Source organism: Legionella moravica DSM 19234, assembly GCF_000423305.1.
GTDB lineage: Bacteria > Pseudomonadota > Gammaproteobacteria > Legionellales > Legionellaceae > Legionella > Legionella moravica.
In genome coordinates this window covers 80,510-97,685 of sequence record NZ_KE384001.1, presented here as the reverse complement: position 1 = coordinate 97,685, position 17,176 = coordinate 80,510, and the positions used below count along the sequence as shown (strand labels likewise).

Genomic DNA, 17,176 nt, shown 5'->3' with positions numbered 1-17,176 from the left:
AACCAGCTGCTTAACTATTTAAGAGTAAGTGTAGTTTTCAGAATTAGTATCGGATGGCACTTCCTCCAAATGCGCATTTTTTGCAAACTCTAAGGCCATATAACCACCAACCACCGAAGCCAGAGTACCAACAAACCCCGCAAAATAATATGCCCAGGCATAAACGCCTGATCCAATCTCACAGCTATCCATCCAACCACCCCATCGAGGAGCATCACCACCATAAGTTTTGTAGCACTGGTCCCTGAACTGATTAGGTTCACTATTTAACCCTAACACGTTGGGAAGCCAACTAAATAAAGTACTCATAATCTTCGAACTCCTTAATAGATTAATCCTTATCGTCACTTGCTTTCAGATCCATACAATCAGCGAACTATTTTCCTATGAAAAACAATCAGTTACCGTTCCGATAAAAATCACACTGACATAAATTGTTGCTGATTGAATCGTCAGGATATACCGAAATAATTTTCAGAGCAACATGATTAAATGAGTGCCTTAGTAAAATAGCCAGACTTGTCCCCCGAAGAGCCCAAAGACCTGAATCACCACCGAAAATATGATTCACACCGATGAGTTGCCAATTCATCAACAAATTAAACATCTCGCGACATGTTCCTGAAAGAAAATTGTAGAGGCTAGTCAGTTAAATAAATTCTCTTACACATTCCGCTGAATATCTGGCTTAAATTCAGTTGTGAGGATAAACGATATACTCTAATCTACAGTATTCGTTGAATGCATGGATTCATATCAACAGATGAAGAACAGGATTTGGCAGCCCATTATTGTCATTTGGGTACTTATTACCTATGCATTGCTTTTTTATCTGATATTTAATGATCAATTCAAGCTGGATTTCACGACATTTTATTCATCCATACACGCATTAATGAATGGTGAGAACCCTTATGCATCTTTAGTGGCTGATTATTTGCCCATTCCCAGGAAACTGACCAGTAATTTATGCCCGCCAGTTTTTCTTTGGTTAACCTACCCTTTAGGTCTTCTAAGCTATCACTCTGCCCTGCTGTGCTGGATTCTTTTTTCTTTTATTGCTGGATTAATTGGTGCAGGCATCACATGTTCTCTCGCCTTTTCAAAAAACAGCCTGCGTCAATATGGCTTAGGCCTGATTCTTCTTTATATGATGCTGTTTTCTACCATCATGAATCTTGCTATTGGGCAAGTCGGATCGATTTTGTTTTTTTTTATTATGTTGGGATACCATTATTACCTGCGGGGCCGTGATGGTTTAGCAGGTTTTTTATGGGCCATTATCATATCCATTAAGTTGTTCCCGGGATTATTGTTTCTTTACGTACTGACTGAGCGTCGTTATAAACTATTGTTGATGATGCTGTCCGTGTGCGTTTGTTGCTGGGCTATTCCCTTGCTCCTCTGGGGACCTCAAATATACCAAAATTACTATAATTTAATGAGCCATGTAACCTGGTATGCAGACAGTTGGAATGCCAGTATCTATGGTTTTTTATTTCGACTTGTTACTTTCAGCTATGATGTCCCTCATGAGATGCACCACCAAATCAGCTTAATTTACATGTTCGTATTTACCTGTACTCTTGGAATTTATTATTACTTCTTGCGCACTCCCACTAATGAATGCATCAAGCACACTGTAAATCATTATCGATTCAGTCTCACTTTAGTGTTCATGTTGTTGCTCAGTCCCTTCGGCTGGATTTATTATTTCTCGATATTGCTCCTGCCCTTGGCACTATGCTGGTCAAGAGAAGCACAAAAAAACAGTGCTTCAACACGTTTCTTAGGATATTTGCTGCTCTGTATCTTTTTGCTCAACTTTCCCTTTGATTACGTCAAAATTGGCTATATGCCTCATTTCTTAACACGGACGACTATTTATTCTTTTCACTTTTATGGTCTGTTATTACTTGCTTATCTGATTATTAGAGAAAAAAAGTTGCCTGGACAAAATGAATTGCTTGCAGCTCCCCTTCTAAGCTCCTTAATAATCATTCTTATGCTTGGCTCTGCTATTCCTTTAGCCAGTTTTATTGTAACGCTTATCCGCTACTAAGATAGTCTTTAGAATAGTATGCTTTAGAAAGCAACAACTTATCCTATGGCAATTTGCATATTCCAGAGATCCTACTATACTAACAATGGCCGCTTTTTGACCAATAGGAACAAACAAACACCAAGGAGATCTACATGAAGATCAAATCAACAGTAGTTGGATTAATCATAGCTGCCGCCATGGTTATTGCAGCAGGACCATTACAAGCAGAATGCATTAACCCAGAACCAGGATGGCATATGGTTTCAAAACATTGCAACTTCAAAAATGCCGAAAACTGGCAGGAATATGCCAGCGGTATCTATCTTCAACCAGTACCCGGTTCTATTCTAAAATAGATTCCAGATAATGTTGCCTATTCACTAGCCAATGGGATCTCTAAACATTTGATCCCATTGTAATTTTAGTACATGACCTATTCTTAGCATACTTGCTAATCAATTCATTATATTGTTTGATCACGTGAAGCTATAGCTGAAGAGCAAATTGTTGAGTTTATACAGTATCAAAATCTGCAATGTTCTCAGCGCCATAGAGAGCATTTTCTGGTGAGCTCGGTAACTTTTGCCCAATCGCCAAATAAGACAATGCCATAATAAATAAGACTTTCTTCTTTTGTCTGCAGGGTTCTTTGAATTTGCTCTTGATAAGTACCCACTGTCATTGTGTCTGTAAAATCATTCAATAAAATCCCTGCCGCTAAAGCTTCCTGGCGTATTGTTCTGATTTTATTAGATTTTTCCGATAAAATAATAAAGGGTATTTCTGAGATAAAAGGATGAGAGCCACCATCCGCATCGCGATAGTGAGTCAATCTCAAATCCTGCTGGCCAATTGCTGAGCCTAGTCCAATGCACATATGAGCTAAAGCATTCATGACTTTTCCGGGTTCAACACTTTTATTCAGTACTGCAACTAATTTATTAGGGAACGACTCAACGGACATCACTACACTCCTTAATTCTACAATGTACAATACGTGCGTTATAACGCATAATTATCATAATATCATTGTGCGCCATAACGCACAATAGTTTCGGGGAATAATTGTGGAAAATATATACAAACATATCGCAACAACATTAAAAGACTTACGCCAAAAAAAAGGATGGAGTCTGGACAAAGCAGCGGCAGCAACCGGCGTAAGCAAAGCAATGTTAGGGCAAATTGAACGTGAAGAATCAAGCCCAACTATTGCTACTCTCTGGAAAATTGCAACCGGATTTGAAACTTCCTTTTCTTCGTTCATTGAAGAGATAGACTTAACATCCAGTGAATTAAAATATCGTACAGGTCAGGTACAAACCATCCATCCTGACGATAAAAAAATCCGGGTTTTACCTCTTTTCCCATTTGAGCCTCAACTAAGTTTTGAACTCTTTGTTATTGAATTGTTACCAGGCTGTGAGCATTTATCACCTCCTCATAAACAAGGAGTTATAGAACATGTCGCGGTTATTCAGGGTACTGTAGAAGTATTAATTGATGGAGTGTGGCAAAAACTCTCAAATGGCGACGGTATACGTTTTAATGCGAATCAATTGCACGGGTACCGTAACCTTACAAGTGAAACAGCTCTATTCCATGATATTATCCATTACCCGCAAACACCTTGATTTTCAAATTAATTGACGGTGAGATTCGGAATATTGTGCGCCACCGAATGACGCTATCAAAACGTGTTACAAGGGAATATCAATGGAGCAATTGTGTTTCAACCCTCTGGTTCAATTCAATTAGACAAACAACTTTGAACCATCATTTACATCTAAATGATGACATGATACGAGCTGAATTTTTAAGGAAATCGATGTACTTTAGGAAATAGAAATCAGTTGATATGCTCTAGAAATAAAAGCTCCTTAATCAGCAGAATATCTCCAGGGAAAGTGGGAAACTCCAGAGATATCTGCAGATTAAGGCCTCTAATTACAACGAACCTACATACTTAAATCCCGCATAAGGTCCCATCAGTCCAAAATCTGAATTGGGCCTGGTGTTGAAAGTTAGTGTAGACAAGCTAAGATCATTTTCATGAAGTGGATTGAAATAATTAGTAATCATATAACCCAGATCAAAGATTAAATTACCTTGGGCCATTCCATAGGTATAAGTAGCGCCCATTTTCGCTTCAAGCTCAGGAACCAAAGCGGTATAAGAGGACCGAACGGGTCTGCTAATAGTATTAAAAGGCGCATTATCGGAGTACTTGGTATCCCCTACTAATAAGGCCGTAGCTGCATTTGCATACAGTGCAAAGCCATTCAGGAAGTCATAAGACATATCTGCCCCAATGCGTGGACCTATTCCACTATACTGATACAGATTTGTTATGCTGATATCACCATTCGATTCTGTGTCGGGAGGCAGAAGACCAGCTACTATCTGACGATTTATCAAAGTAACATCAATCTTTGCGTATTGAAGGCCGCCATGGAAGCGAATATTTTTATTTGCGCCAAAATCCACGTGCTGTCCAAATTCAACATTGACCTGATCAAAGTCTGATCCACGGTATCTGTAATCACTGATAGAGGCTTGCGTTTGCCCTGCTACTGAGCCAGGAGTAGGATGAATTCGCAATTCATTGGGTTCTTCCCAATGGGTCCAGTTCAGGTTCAAATCATTACCGGTATTGAAATGATAAGATCCTTCTAATAGAAAGCCCCAATCAAAGTCATTAGGATATTTTTGAAAAATACGCACGCCACTTGCACTTCCAATATTGAGATTGTTCAATTCAGAGTTACTGTACAAAGGTTGCAAATAAATTGCCTGTATACCAACATCCCAACCTGTTGATTTACAAGGAACAGTTGCATTTTCTGGTGTGCAAACAGGTCCCATTGTGCCTGCAAAAACGGTACTACTTCCTAAGGCGATTAGTGCCAAGGCAGTTTTTTTTAACATACATCTTCCCTATTGTTGTTTTTTATTCTTTTACAATTGATTAGGGTCTGTTGACAATTCAAGTTTCGACGTCCCGCGACTTGTTCGCGGGATCCAATTCACTCTTTATAGGCACAATATATTCTTGTTTTGCGCACGATCTATCGATTCCGCGAGCAAGTCGCGGAAAGTAGGCTTGAACATAATGAATTGTCAACAGCCCCTAAATCACTGAACGATGTCACTCAGACATAATTCCAGCAATGAACCAAATTCGCCAGTATAGTACCTATATCAGCACGCTATTTCAATTTAAAAAATTGATTATTTATTATGGGATGGTTCGTTAACTTGATGATTGAATTAATTTTTTTTTCCTATATATTAATACGTCCATGAAGTTGAAATTATAAAGGACGATAATGAAAAAACATGTATTTGCATTTTGTTGTATTGCCTCTCTACCTGCTGTAGCGGGAACCATGGGAGAGATTGCTCAACCAATGCCCTGGTTTGTTTCAATTGGTACTGGCTATTCCTGGACTGATAAATCCGGTATTGTAAACCCCGATCCTGGATTCTGGGATAATGCATCACAAGGATATGACGGTGATTTATCGGATGAAGGTTTTTATAGCTTTGCCATTGGAAAACAAGTTCACCCTTATATTGATTTAAGTGTAAGTTACTTCAATAACGAGGATATGGATTATCAAATATTCCAAACCGGAGCTAGTGGCACGCCTGGATTTACAGGTTCCGTTAGAAACCGTTTTTTTACCCTGAATAACAAATCTGTTTTAGCCAATATCATATTACATAATAATACACCCTATACAGCACCCTGGTCATTGAACGTCATGCCGTTCATCAGCGGAGGTATTGGAGCTGGCTATAATAAAGTCAACAACTTCCATACAGTGGGTATCGTCCCCTTAAGCGCTACGAATATAGGGTCTACCACTTCTATAGGCAATGAGACAACCCGTACATCATTTGCCTGGCAAGGAAGTGTTGGTCTTAATTTCCAACCCGTTTCAAGCCATTTAAGTGCTAATATTGGTTACCGATATTTTAGCGGAGGTACTTTCGAAGGGCCAGATTACGTTTATACTAACAGCGATGGTTGGAGTTATGGCGCACCTTGGAAAGGAACGTTAACAGCGAATCAGCTTTTTGTTGAATTTAAATATACAGCCTAAAGGCTCATGTAATTTGGGCAGCAAACTTGTGCTGCCCAATCCATTGTTAAAACCCCTACCTTTTTCTAATGCCTGTTTTAAGATAAAGCATTATAATGTGTTTTACATATCTATCGTCATGACATGATGAACGCTTAGCTTAATTGTGGTTGAGTGCATGCCTCTTGTTCTTTATTATGCATCAAGATATCTATATTTGTTCGTGTTGAATTTATTCGCTCTTTTAAACTCGCTATTTCCAGATTCAATGACATCAATTTCTCCATTTTGTCATTTACACTCATTTCATCTTCCTCTAAATCCCAGTCATTCTCGCTGTCATCACTAAGAGTTAAACACTCATCCTCTAAGTTAGCCAGTTTAGCTTTCATAGAATTAAGACTCTCCTCAAGAGTTTTAACCTGCTTTGTTGTATGCCAATCCATCTTGAATACTTTAAAACTCTCTTTTTTCTGATTTTGACTCAATTCCCTGGCAGCTTCCAAATCGTCTTGAGTAAAAGGTTTTTGATTATCATAAGTGCATGTTAAATTATGCAAAAATCCTTTTGGATATTCATCCCAGGTATAAATTCCATGTCCCCATTGGTTCCCTTCATTTCCTAAAGCAAAATACCAGGGGTCAATAATAAGAAAGTTATCTTTTTCCTCCTCCAGTTGTTCGTATGTCAAATCATTATCCTCATTTAATCCAACGATAATAAAATTATGAGTACCGGCAGCACGTAATCGCGCATTTCCTGTGTTAGATTGGGGGTTGTGGGCTACTATTCTGATTGAAGGGATTTCTGAAGGATCCACATCATCAAATGCCCTACCCTCCATCGTACATTCTTTCATTAAATTAACAAAAGCAAACTGTGCCAAAGTATGACACACACCCGCTTTATCCGATTGAACTACTTGAGCAGTCTTCTCCATCGACTCTCTGACTAATACTTCTTTATGAGTCAATGGATGTTCGATCCCCTGACCTTTTCTTGGCCCCTGTTTTTTATAGTCCTTATCTTCTTCAATGGTTTCTTCCGCTTTTCGGCAACGCTCTATTACTTTCAAGACATGAGGGGGTTGCTCATGAAATTTGTTCTTAATATCAGTCACATTGGTATTAACACCGGGTATACAACCAAAAAACGTAATCGCATCACGAACTCCAAAATCTGAAGTATTGCATTTTGTACGCATTACTTCATAAATCTCTTGCTTCATTGACTCTGTCAGCTTTTTACTCATGATACACCTCGAATAAATAAAAATATGTTCTAAGAGCTGAATAACAAAGTAAGCTCTTGTGTAATTTCTATTCTAAGTGAGTCAAATTAATAAAATGTGATTGGTTATCTTGAATTATTGCATGGCCTATACGCTTATCGCATATCCTCTGTATCAAGGGTTGACGCAAAGCTGAATTTCCGGTGTAAGCTATTATTATATTACAAACAAAAGTGAACAACAAAAAAGCAAGGTTATCTCTTTCTTGAGAAGACCAGGAGGCCTGGATGAATATAGTAGACATGAAAACATTTCTTGCTGTTGTTGAATACCATTCGATATCCTTGGCAGCAAAGCATATGTTCACTTCACAACCAACCTTAAGCAGGCGTATTAAAAAATTAGAACAAGAGTTAGGGGCTCAACTTTTCGTAAATAACAATTATGGGGTAGAACTGACAAGCAAAGGAAAGGCTTTTCTTCCCTATATTCGACAAATGCTCGGCATTTATAATGAAATGATGAAAGCAGAACATAACGATCGTAAAAGCCAGCCTAAATTAACGATTAATATAGGACTTAATCCTTATATTTCAATTTCAGCATTTGCCGAATTTACCAATTACATGCATGGACTTAAAACAAACTATTTTATTGTCAATAAAATAGTACCTGCAAAAGAGTTTATCACCAACCTGACCGGTGGCAACTATGACATCGTCATTTTACCTCAGGTTGAAAATTGTCCTGCTAATATCATTTCTGTACCTTTGTGGAAAGAAAGAATTTTGCCTGTTGTGTCCATCGAACACCCATTGGCCAAATGTACTATGCCAATTTCCATAGCGGACTTGGCACAATACGATGCTGTATTCTTAACAAATGACAGCATCATGCGGCAAAAATTTAATTTATTACTAAAACAAAAAAATGTTTCTATTAAAACAATCGCAGAAGTCAATACAATATACAGCAATATCCAAATTGTGGAATCTGGATCCAGCTGGTGCTTGATTTATGAACGACTACTTAATGAAAAATTAGCCCTAATTGAACTCAGTGATTTTTCTATGAACCTTGAGTTTCACGCCTATTTTCTTAAAAAACGTGCCGATGAACGCCTTATTTGGGAGTTTGTTGAATATATTAGACAATGGCTCAGTCAATCAACCGATTTGAGTCGGTTTTTTATTAAAGCCAAAAGTTTATCAATTCAAGGGGGGGCTTAATATCAAACGGTGGGGCCTACCCTGACACGACAAGGTATTTACTATTTATTTCATATCGAGCTTGAGCTGACATAAGTCAGCTTAAGCTTACACTGGATTTTGATTTCAACTGCTCCCTTGCCTCTTCTACTATTTTATTGAACTCTTCGATTGAGCTCGTTTCTAAATTGAATAATGTTGTTGCTACATCTTGTCCTGTTTTTAGAATGGTGTATTCCTGAGAACTTTTAAACCCATTAACAATCAAATTGAGCACAAACTCATTGGGGGCTCCCAAGAGTTTATCTTTAACATCCGCTAATATGTTTGCTTTCAACATATCCCCGCTAAACTCTTTTAACTGATCCTGAACAGGATTAAGTTGATTTGAATTAACTGGAGAAAAATGAAATCTGTTTCGATGCGTGTAGCCCAATTGGGATTGATTTTTTATGCCGTTTTCAATCTTATTGGGTAACTCTTGGTGTAAATCAGCTATATGCTTACTTAACGATGAATACTGAGCAGCCCATTCAACTCTTTTTTCCTTGTATTGTTGAGCAAACTCATCAGCATCAGTTAATTTTTTAAAAGTAAATCCGTGTTTATTCATCTCGCTTACACCATCAAGATTTTTAACCTGGGCAGTCGTGTCTAAATCTTTAGCGAGATCTTTTTTCCAGGGCATGGCTTGATAGAAAAATGGAACTCCAATAGAAATTGTTTCACCAAGGGATTGATCTCCCGTGGCACACACCGGATTCATTTGTCTTTTGCATGCTTGCATCATGGCAATCATGGAATCTTTTTTTAGAGGAAAAGGATTGCTTAGATTAATGGTTACCACATGATCATCATTTCCGCTCCTCCCTGAAACATGATGAATTTCTCCATCATAATGTATTTCAAAACCACATTCATAGGGATTGTTTTGCTGTAGCTCTTTGATATAGGAATCAAATATCTCAGGTATAATTCGGGTAAAAACCTCAGCTGGTTTTTGATTATCTGAATGTGCTAACGTACTCGTAACAAAATATAAATAACTTAATAATTCCTGTTTGAACGTCTCTGGGTTCGCTCCGCGACCTGATGAATGATTATTCAAATAAGCAAAAAACAATTGATTCTCATTCTCTAGCTGATTCAATGATTTGCCAAATTTATGTTCATCCTCAGCATGTATATTTTGGTTTTCTTTGAATCCTCCTAAAAACATACCGTTTGCGTCTGGTCCTGGACCCGTTGGAATTGAATTAGAACCATGATATTTATAACTGTACTCAGGTAGAACAATAAAGGGTACATCATTGATAGTTGCCAATCTTTTACACGCGGCACAATCTTTCTCTATTATCATTGGCCCATAAATGATTGCTTTTGGTTTTGATTTGGCAATTTCTTCTCGCAATTGCCAGGATTGCGTAATGTCTTCAGAGTGTTCCATGTCGGTATGAATAATTCGAATATTTTCTTCTCCAACTTTATTTTTTAAAGTTTGAACCAAACCTTTATCTTTTAATGATTCATCTCCTAGATCATTAAGCAGAATGATGAATGGTTGGTCATTTTCTTGATTCTGATAAGAATCAATCATTTTATCTACGAAAGATAAGTCACCCAATGTTCCTGGTTCAATTACAGATAAAACGACAATAGGTTTTTTTGGATAAATATTAGACATGATATTCTCACAAAGTTAAGAGTTCATGTGTAAAATTTAATCACTGTGAGATTATGAGCCGGTTAATGAGATTCTTCGAAATGCGTTGGGGGTATGCCATTTTCGTTGTTACGATATAAGATTAGGCGGCATGATTTGCATGTTTTAAGAATTTTTGGCATAAAAAATTCATTTATATCAATGTATTATTGATCCGCCCTTTTAGCCCAAAGTAATTCAGTAAACTTTGGCCTCACATACTCAGTAAGAAAATAAGAGAATATTCACCGTATGACCTACAGCACGAATTTGTAATTTTGAAATGAAGCTTCTCACCCCCGCTTGAACAACTCCTATTCGATATGCGTATACCCCATGCTACATCCGACGGTTTAACCTCAGATTGATTTAACAATTTGTTCGTAAAATGACCAAACAAATTAACTTTATCAGATTCACTTGGGTTAATTATTGAATCAATAGAACTCTTTTGAGGCTGATTCTGGAGGGTATACAGACATCTGAAAGCAAAAAATAGCGTCCATTTGATCGTCTCTGACGCGTCAAAGGATCCATAGTTTATTGAAAATAACTGAATCATCATTATTTATAAAATTATAGGAGTTATCTCATGCCTACCGTTTACGAAATTCTTGGAGTCGAACCCTCAAGTACATTTCAAGAACTTAAAAAAGCCTACTACAGAAGAGCCATTATACTGCACCCGGATAAAAATAAAGCCGAAGATACAACCGAACAATTTAAAGAGTTACAAACCGCTTGGTTGCGCGTTGACAATGCAGAAAAAGCCCAGAAATATTTTAATGCTTTTGAACATTACCCTTCAGATAAAAAACCCGATTTTCAAGAAGATATTCTCAGCGGAAATGGTGCAGATTTCAATTGGAACGATTGGCCAACCGGCTCAGCATCAAGCTCCTCATCCAGTTCAGGGCCTTCATTCTCAGCACCCGGACGTGATGCGCCAGTCTTCGGAGAGCCAACCGAAGGTGTACGCGTTTACCGGGATGATGTAGCCGATCTCTTTATTCCATTACCCCTAACCAAAAAGTTCGTAGAAACAATAACGCCTGATACCTTTCAAAACCCGGCACTGTTTTCCATGATAGCAGAGCTGCTGAATGAGTATCTTATGGATCTAGGCTCACAGGCCGGAGTATCTGAACAGGAGGCTTTGGATATTATCAATCAGCACAGCCAAAGAAACGCCCATATTATCGTTCGAGCACATGTATATTTTAGAGATTTGCTGGATGATAGAGTAAGCGAAACGGACATGAACCCAGCCAGCCTTAGTGCAAAAAACAATAAATACCTCTACGTTTTTAAAGGCACACAATTTGTCGAGGACAGTATTTTCTCAATAAAACCGGTCACTTTTGGGGCTTACACAGGAACTTACAGAGATCACAAATCAATTTGGAATTTGGTACAGCATTGGCCTGAGTTGTATGTCAATCCCTTATCTAAATTTTCAGATATTTATACGACATTCCTTACATCCCAAGAGGGTCTTATCACTAGAAAAAATCGCCTGGAGCTAGATGACTCAAAAATCCAGGACCCAATACCCCCCTTGGATGAGATGGATACAGAACAACCCGGCGAACCTACTCCCAAGGAACTGCAAATAGAAAACGAAGTTCCTAGTGCTTCTGAGACCCGGGTTAAAGAAATCGAAGAGGAGTTAAACCTGGTTGAAAGTAGTGAAGAAGCCGCTGCAATTGGTGTAATTGATTCACTCATTAGAATATCTAAAGAGTATCTTAATCATTTAAATCAATCCAAAGACAAAAGTGAGTTATTGCATATAAAAAAATCCGCAGTGCACAATCTAATCCTCTGCCTGGAAAATAAAGATCAGTTGCCTAATGGACGATTGGAAGCATTCAAAAACACATTATTGGAAACAAAGGAATCAATTCAAAAGCATCGAGATCCTTCATGGCAACGATTTATAAGAGATTGTTTGGAATTTCTTTCTTCACTTGTTAATGGCTTAGGATTTTATCAAGCGGCAACCAATCCATCGCCACAATTCTTTAAACCCAGTCATGGAGAGCGGTTTATGGAGGATGTATCAGAGGTAATGAATAATAACCTTCTCAATAACTAAATAACCCTTCTTGACAGTTCTTGGCTATTTCCAAATATAGGGAATAGCCAAGCAACATGGGCATGTAATGATCCCCATTGTGGAAATTAGTCTGCAATCAGTTTTTGGTCTAAGTGGTTATCCATTTCACCGCAATGCATTAATGTCTCTTTAAACTATGTATTGATTAAGCTATCTTAACCCTTATCTAAAAATGCATGAAGAGCATTTTTCTTACCGAGGTAACCATGATTGAGATAAAAAAACTCGACGAATCGCATATATATGAATTGTCATCCTATCTCAATCATTATCAAGAAACGACCATGTTCATTAGGAACAATTTATACCACTCGGGAATTTCCTTCCAAAATACACCATTTCACGGAGACTATTACGGCTCCTTTGAAAACAATAAAATTAATGGTGTTTTAGCGCATTATTGGAATGGTAATGTGATGATGCAAACGGAACATTTTTCTGCATTATCCGCATTAGTAGAAGAATTTGAGCTTAAAAGAACAAGACCGATTGCCGGAATCCTTGGCGAAGACACCCAGGCTGATTTTGTCATTGATAAGCTAAAACTGGAAGAGTCTCTGTTTGCCATTAATTATCAGGAAAAGCTGTTCTTACTTAATCTCAATAAAATGACAATTCCTCAAGCGATTCACTCCTATAGCTGCGCACTTAAACCAGTACAAGATTGTGACTTGGATATCATCAAAAAATGGCTTATTGCTTATGATATTGAAGCGCTCGGAGAGGATGCTGATAATCCTGCACTGGAACAATCCGTTATTGACGAAATTCAAGACTCACAGATTAGCCGTAATCGATGGGTTTTATTTGTAAATAACGCACCTGTGTCTCTATGTGGATTTAATGCTGACCTACCCGATATCGTACAGATCGGCCCCGTTTATACCCCGCCATCATTAAGAAATAAAGGTTTTGCCAGAATAGCTGTTTATCTTTGCCTAAAACAAGCGGCCCACCGAGAAGTTAAAAAGGCGGTTTTGTTCACTAATGAACCGTCTGCTATTGGCGCTTATCAATCTCTTGGTTTTCATGAAATAGGAAGGTATCGATTAGCCTTGTTAAAATGAGACGCTGTTGGTAATTTCTTCATACTATCCATTAGTCCCTGAACAAATTGCCTCAATGTGCGAAAACACAATGTTGCTCTACAGAATCATATGCAATATCATAAACCGTCAAACAGCAGTCACTCTCTGCTGTAATAGATTAAAATACTGAATTTAATAGACTTTTTTACAGGATTAAATAATTTTTTCAAAGGGATGATAAATGAAAAAAAATATATGTTTACTGAGTTTAATGGCATCGACGTCTGTTTTTTCTGGAACAATGGGACCAATTTCTACAGTCGTTAGCCCTAAAGAACATTTATATGTTGGGGTTGGAGTTGGCGCAACATTTAATAGTGATAAATTAAATGTAACTAATGTCCTTTCTGGTCGAAATTCAACAGCCTCATCTACCAATAATCAAGCCCAGGGAAATCTCTTTATCGGCGCAGGCCATACTTTTGTAAATAATTTATTTTTAGGCGTTGAAGCCAATACCTATTTCCCGCATCGCGTAGTTAACTATAATTATCCAGGCGTTACTTTTACGGCCCAGCGCTTTGACGTTAGTTTCTCAAGCCAGGACTATTTAGGCTTAGATTTACTTCCGGGTTATCGTTATAGCCCCGAACTATTAGTTTACGGTCGAGCTGGTCTTGCATTTAGAGATACATTTTTAAATCGTGAGGCAACAAATACCGTAAGTCCATATTATCATGCACGCGATCAAGTAGGTGGTCGATTTGGAGTAGGCCTGGCGTATGCGCTTAGATCACACTTCTCTGCAGCACTGGACTATAATTACACATTTTACCCTACCCGTTCTAGCTTAAATAGCCAATATAATGGGCAATATGACATTGAAAGCCATGCAAACTATGTTGGTGTATCTTTAGTTTATACAAGCTAAAAGACAGTTGTTACTCTCACAGGAACGTTGATATTAGGTAGCCTGGTTGCGAGCAATCAGGCTACTTACTTGAGACATAAGAGAACTCCATTAAAATCAATCAAAAAATTGCTCCATTTCCTCTTGAACACAAATGAATCATCTTTTACGCAGTTGTTTCAGTTCATTCATTACATCGATAAGAACTTTGCACGATTGCAGATCTCTTTTTTTATAGGGTTTCTTTCTACGAAATAGAAAACGTAAGGATGCAATTTTAGAAGCACAGGCCAATACTTCCTCTTGCACCTCCTCTCGTTCCTGACTTAAATGATTTGAAATAATTTCTGCCTGAGTTTTGAAATCAATATCAAGTCTCCAGCAAGTCGAGAGAATACAAAGTAACCAATCACGTGCCTGAGCCAAGTGCAAGGACATTATCGTGCCAGGATCATCTTCAAAATCAATAAAAGCCACCTCCTGACTTTCATGCAAAATCATATTACGTGAGAAAGCCTGGCTTAGATAAGCTCCTTTATCATGAACGCTGACAATGGCTTTTAATATTTGCTCCCAATGAGCAATTGAAGAACTGTTTTGAGTACTTTTCAAGATGAAATCAAAGCTTTTATCCCCCATGCATGACATGACAAAATACAGTTCATTTTCATAAATGATTTGAGGTACCAAAATATCTGCTATACAAAGCGCTTTGAGACGACGCACTTCTGTATCTTGAGTTTTTTTTCCACCACCAACATGAATGCCTTGCAGGGCGGGCATACGAAGCAATTTGCTAATTGATGTTAAAATAACATATCCAATTTTGCTGCGACTTTCTCTTTGTTTTTTAATAATGTACGTTTTACCTTCAAACACGAAGCTTGATATGCGATGGTTTGATAATGATGCCTGGTGTTCTATTGCGTGGAGTAGACGGATATCCTGCTGCTTAGTATTCAATACGTTCTTCTTCGTTAATAAACTCTGGATTGATTCATTATCATAGTATTAAAATTAAAATCAATTCCATTCTCAATCTATTCAATCAATCCTGGAATTCATTTCAGCCCTATACAAAAAAATCGGTCTTGCCCGCCTCTACGGGCATGACCGATTTTTTTGCCATGAACAGAGTCATTTCAGTATAGAAGAAAGACTTTTGGTTACGGTCCAGGTAATGATAATCCCTAACCCAATAAACACCATCGCTGGAATGATATTTCTGGGAGGTAAGAATGAAATGGCAGCGAGATTTAAAATAACTGCCAAGCAAGGTACAAATAAAGGAATATGAAATACGTTCTCTTTCATACCCTTTTTTCTCTCGCTCAGTTTGATTTTGATTAATGCCACACTACTCAGTGAAAACACCAGCAAAACTACAGCACTGGTAGAACTGGCCAGATCTTTTAAAGTACCCGTCAATGCCAATCCAAGGACTAATGGAAATATTAATAAAATGGCAATGTAAGGTGTATGAAATGTTTTATGCACTCGCTGCAAAAAGCCCGGCAAAAGATCAGATCGGGACATGCCGTAAAGCAAGCGGGATGCTGTAATATAATTCAATAAAGTGGTGTTGGAAATTGCAAAAATGGCAATAATAGTAAACAGAGATTGAGGCATAGCAGGATACGATTTACTTACAACCTCTAAAAGAGGTGAATTTGATTGGCTTAGTACTTCTCCTGGAACAATTGCAGTGGCCACCCAACTAACCCCCAAATACAAAAGTCCAGCAGTACTGAGAGCACCGAGTATTGCGCGAGGTATGTTTTTTTCCGGATTTTTAATTTCTTCGGCAATATTGGCCAAATCTTCAAAACCAGTGAATGCAAAAAAAGCTAAAGCCGCACCTTGTAAAATATCGCTCAATCCTGGCATTTGCTCTGGTGGAGCAACGGAAGTCTCATGAGGTGACGTGCTGAGATAAAAAAAACCACAAGCCAAGACTATTAACAGGCCACTCACCTCTACCATAGTGCTTATTATATTAGCTATAGATGATTGTTTAATTCCGCGAAGATTAATTACAAGCAAAAGACACATAAAGACGGAAACACCGACCCAATCAGGAAGCTTGAAGCCTAAAGATTTCAAATAGCCCACAAAGGCCTGCGACAATGTTGACATAGAAAGAATCGTAGCACTAAAAAGCAATAAACCCGCAAATATAGATAACCACTGCAAGCCAAATGCCTCTTGTACATAAATAGAGACACCTCCACTTTTAGGAAGTCTACTCCCGAGTTCGCTGTAGGTCAGAGCCGTGAGAAAAACAATTCCCATCGCAATTGCAAAAGAAAGCCAGGTCAAAGAACCTGCATGCCCCGCAATCTTACCTATGACCGCGTAAATACCAGCACCAAGTATATCCCCTACACCATATATAATTAAAGCACCCAAACCCAGTGCTCGAATCAATCCTGTTTGCGACTTGTTATCCAATTAAAATCCTTTTATTAATGAAAAAATAAAATCAAACCGCGAATGAACGCATTCTTAATCTTTAGTGCTTCAGAGAGTATCAAGACTATAATACAAATGAATTAATTAATAGTGCAACAGCAAATAGCTTAAGGAAAAAATATACCATGCTGCGCAAGGGTTTCCTGATTGACCACATCAAATTTTTCTGTGTTTTTCCTGAGACAAATTTACCGATATCACGACTTATCGTTACCTTATTTTGCACAATTGAAATTCACAGAAATACCTGATTCTTCAGAGATAAATTTTAGTAAATTCGATTAGTGCTGGTGCAACAAGATCTCTTTGAGAATCTCTGTAACGATTAACTGTTTTTATTGTGCCAAAGTGACTGGTAAAAAAACAGATAACC

General features: G+C 38.0%; 15 protein-coding genes. 8 read left to right on the top strand and 7 right to left on the bottom strand.

Features of this window, described 5'->3' with window-relative positions:
• Nucleotides 1-18: 18 nt before the first annotated feature.
• Nucleotides 19-309, bottom strand: a complete 291-nt coding sequence (locus tag G543_RS17960; RefSeq protein ID WP_051190706.1) for a hypothetical protein — start codon at nucleotides 307-309, stop codon at nucleotides 19-21.
• 454 nt (nucleotides 310-763) lie between these two features.
• Between G543_RS17960 and G543_RS0113280 the strand changes: the two genes are divergently transcribed.
• The gene (locus G543_RS0113280; RefSeq protein WP_028384958.1) at nucleotides 764-2,062 is read left to right on the top strand and encodes a glycosyltransferase family 87 protein; all 1,299 of its coding nucleotides are present in this window, start codon (nucleotides 764-766) and stop codon (nucleotides 2,060-2,062) included.
• Between the two features lie 134 nt (nucleotides 2,063-2,196).
• Nucleotides 2,197-2,400: a hypothetical protein gene (locus G543_RS0113275; RefSeq protein WP_028384957.1), complete on the top strand. Its 204-nt coding sequence runs from the start codon at nucleotides 2,197-2,199 to the stop codon at nucleotides 2,398-2,400.
• Between the two features lie 185 nt (nucleotides 2,401-2,585).
• On the opposite strand, the gene G543_RS0113270 is transcribed toward G543_RS0113275, so the two are convergent.
• The gene (locus G543_RS0113270) at nucleotides 2,586-3,008 is read right to left on the bottom strand and encodes a DUF2000 domain-containing protein (protein WP_028384956.1); all 423 of its coding nucleotides are present in this window, start codon (nucleotides 3,006-3,008) and stop codon (nucleotides 2,586-2,588) included.
• A 103-nt stretch (nucleotides 3,009-3,111) separates the two neighbouring features.
• On the opposite strand from G543_RS0113270, the gene G543_RS0113265 reads away from it, so the two are divergent.
• Nucleotides 3,112-3,678 (top strand): helix-turn-helix domain-containing protein, encoded by a 567-nt coding sequence (locus G543_RS0113265; RefSeq protein ID WP_028384955.1) that lies wholly within the window; start codon nucleotides 3,112-3,114, stop codon nucleotides 3,676-3,678.
• Between the two features lie 313 nt (nucleotides 3,679-3,991).
• On the opposite strand, the gene G543_RS0113260 is transcribed toward G543_RS0113265, so the two are convergent.
• Entirely contained in the window at nucleotides 3,992-4,909 is a 918-nt protein-coding gene (locus G543_RS0113260; protein WP_420795219.1) for an Lpg1974 family pore-forming outer membrane protein, read from the bottom strand.
• 464 nt (nucleotides 4,910-5,373) lie between these two features.
• Here G543_RS0113260 and G543_RS0113255 point away from each other — a divergent pair, with 464 nt between their 5' ends.
• Complete coding sequence (locus G543_RS0113255) at nucleotides 5,374-6,153, top strand: outer membrane protein (RefSeq protein WP_028384953.1); 780 nt, start codon at nucleotides 5,374-5,376, stop codon at nucleotides 6,151-6,153.
• A 134-nt stretch (nucleotides 6,154-6,287) separates the two neighbouring features.
• On the opposite strand, the gene G543_RS0113250 is transcribed toward G543_RS0113255, so the two are convergent.
• Nucleotides 6,288-7,385 carry a hypothetical protein gene (locus G543_RS0113250; RefSeq protein ID WP_028384952.1) on the bottom strand — a complete coding sequence of 366 codons (1,098 nt, stop codon included), beginning with the start codon at nucleotides 7,383-7,385 and terminating at the stop codon, nucleotides 6,288-6,290.
• Between the two features lie 266 nt (nucleotides 7,386-7,651).
• On the opposite strand from G543_RS0113250, the gene G543_RS0113245 reads away from it, so the two are divergent.
• Complete coding sequence (locus G543_RS0113245; RefSeq protein WP_028384951.1) at nucleotides 7,652-8,593, top strand: LysR family transcriptional regulator; 942 nt, start codon at nucleotides 7,652-7,654, stop codon at nucleotides 8,591-8,593.
• A gap of 76 nt (nucleotides 8,594-8,669) precedes the next feature.
• Here G543_RS0113245 and G543_RS0113240 read toward each other — a convergent pair whose 3' ends face one another.
• Nucleotides 8,670-10,256, bottom strand: coding sequence for a hypothetical protein (locus tag G543_RS0113240; RefSeq protein WP_028384950.1), 1,587 nt, complete (start codon nucleotides 10,254-10,256; stop codon nucleotides 8,670-8,672).
• 610 nt (nucleotides 10,257-10,866) lie between these two features.
• Here G543_RS0113240 and G543_RS0113235 point away from each other — a divergent pair.
• From G543_RS0113235 to G543_RS0113225, 3 genes are all read left to right on the top strand, one after another.
• The gene (locus G543_RS0113235; protein ID WP_028384949.1) at nucleotides 10,867-12,372 is read left to right on the top strand and encodes a J domain-containing protein; all 1,506 of its coding nucleotides are present in this window, start codon (nucleotides 10,867-10,869) and stop codon (nucleotides 12,370-12,372) included.
• A 227-nt stretch (nucleotides 12,373-12,599) separates the two neighbouring features.
• On the top strand, nucleotides 12,600-13,460 hold the full coding sequence (locus tag G543_RS0113230; RefSeq protein WP_028384948.1) for a GNAT family N-acetyltransferase: 861 nt from the start codon (nucleotides 12,600-12,602) through the stop codon (nucleotides 13,458-13,460).
• Nucleotides 13,461-13,662: 202 nt separating this feature from the next.
• Nucleotides 13,663-14,352: an outer membrane protein gene (locus G543_RS0113225; RefSeq protein ID WP_028384947.1), complete on the top strand. Its 690-nt coding sequence runs from the start codon at nucleotides 13,663-13,665 to the stop codon at nucleotides 14,350-14,352.
• A gap of 138 nt (nucleotides 14,353-14,490) precedes the next feature.
• Here the strand turns inward: G543_RS0113225 and G543_RS0113220 are convergent, their stop codons facing one another.
• Both G543_RS0113220 and G543_RS0113215 read right to left on the bottom strand, forming a co-directional pair.
• Nucleotides 14,491-15,294, bottom strand: a complete 804-nt coding sequence (locus tag G543_RS0113220; RefSeq protein ID WP_238584690.1) for a BUD32 family EKC/KEOPS complex subunit — start codon at nucleotides 15,292-15,294, stop codon at nucleotides 14,491-14,493.
• 174 nt (nucleotides 15,295-15,468) lie between these two features.
• Nucleotides 15,469-16,782 (bottom strand): APC family permease, encoded by a 1,314-nt coding sequence (locus G543_RS0113215; RefSeq protein WP_028384945.1) that lies wholly within the window; start codon nucleotides 16,780-16,782, stop codon nucleotides 15,469-15,471.
• Nucleotides 16,783-17,176: the final 394 nt, after the last annotated feature.

Coding starts and splice junctions, on each gene's coding strand:
- G543_RS0113235 (WP_028384949.1), top strand. CDS start 10,867: ATGCCTACCGTTTACGAAATTCTTGGAGTCGAACCCTCAAGTACATTT.
- G543_RS0113280 (WP_028384958.1), top strand. CDS start 764: ATGAAGAACAGGATTTGGCAGCCCATTATTGTCATTTGGGTACTTATT.
- G543_RS0113225 (WP_028384947.1), top strand. CDS start 13,663: ATGAAAAAAAATATATGTTTACTGAGTTTAATGGCATCGACGTCTGTT.
- G543_RS0113275 (WP_028384957.1), top strand. CDS start 2,197: ATGAAGATCAAATCAACAGTAGTTGGATTAATCATAGCTGCCGCCATG.
- G543_RS0113250 (WP_028384952.1), bottom strand. CDS start 7,385: ATGAGTAAAAAGCTGACAGAGTCAATGAAGCAAGAGATTTATGAAGTA.
- G543_RS17960 (WP_051190706.1), bottom strand. CDS start 309: ATGAGTACTTTATTTAGTTGGCTTCCCAACGTGTTAGGGTTAAATAGT.
- G543_RS0113255 (WP_028384953.1), top strand. CDS start 5,374: ATGAAAAAACATGTATTTGCATTTTGTTGTATTGCCTCTCTACCTGCT.
- G543_RS0113245 (WP_028384951.1), top strand. CDS start 7,652: ATGAATATAGTAGACATGAAAACATTTCTTGCTGTTGTTGAATACCAT.
- G543_RS0113260 (WP_420795219.1), bottom strand. CDS start 4,909: ATGGGACCTGTTTGCACACCAGAAAATGCAACTGTTCCTTGTAAATCA.
- G543_RS0113230 (WP_028384948.1), top strand. CDS start 12,600: ATGATTGAGATAAAAAAACTCGACGAATCGCATATATATGAATTGTCA.
- G543_RS0113270 (WP_028384956.1), bottom strand. CDS start 3,008: ATGTCCGTTGAGTCGTTCCCTAATAAATTAGTTGCAGTACTGAATAAA.
- G543_RS0113240 (WP_028384950.1), bottom strand. CDS start 10,256: ATGTCTAATATTTATCCAAAAAAACCTATTGTCGTTTTATCTGTAATT.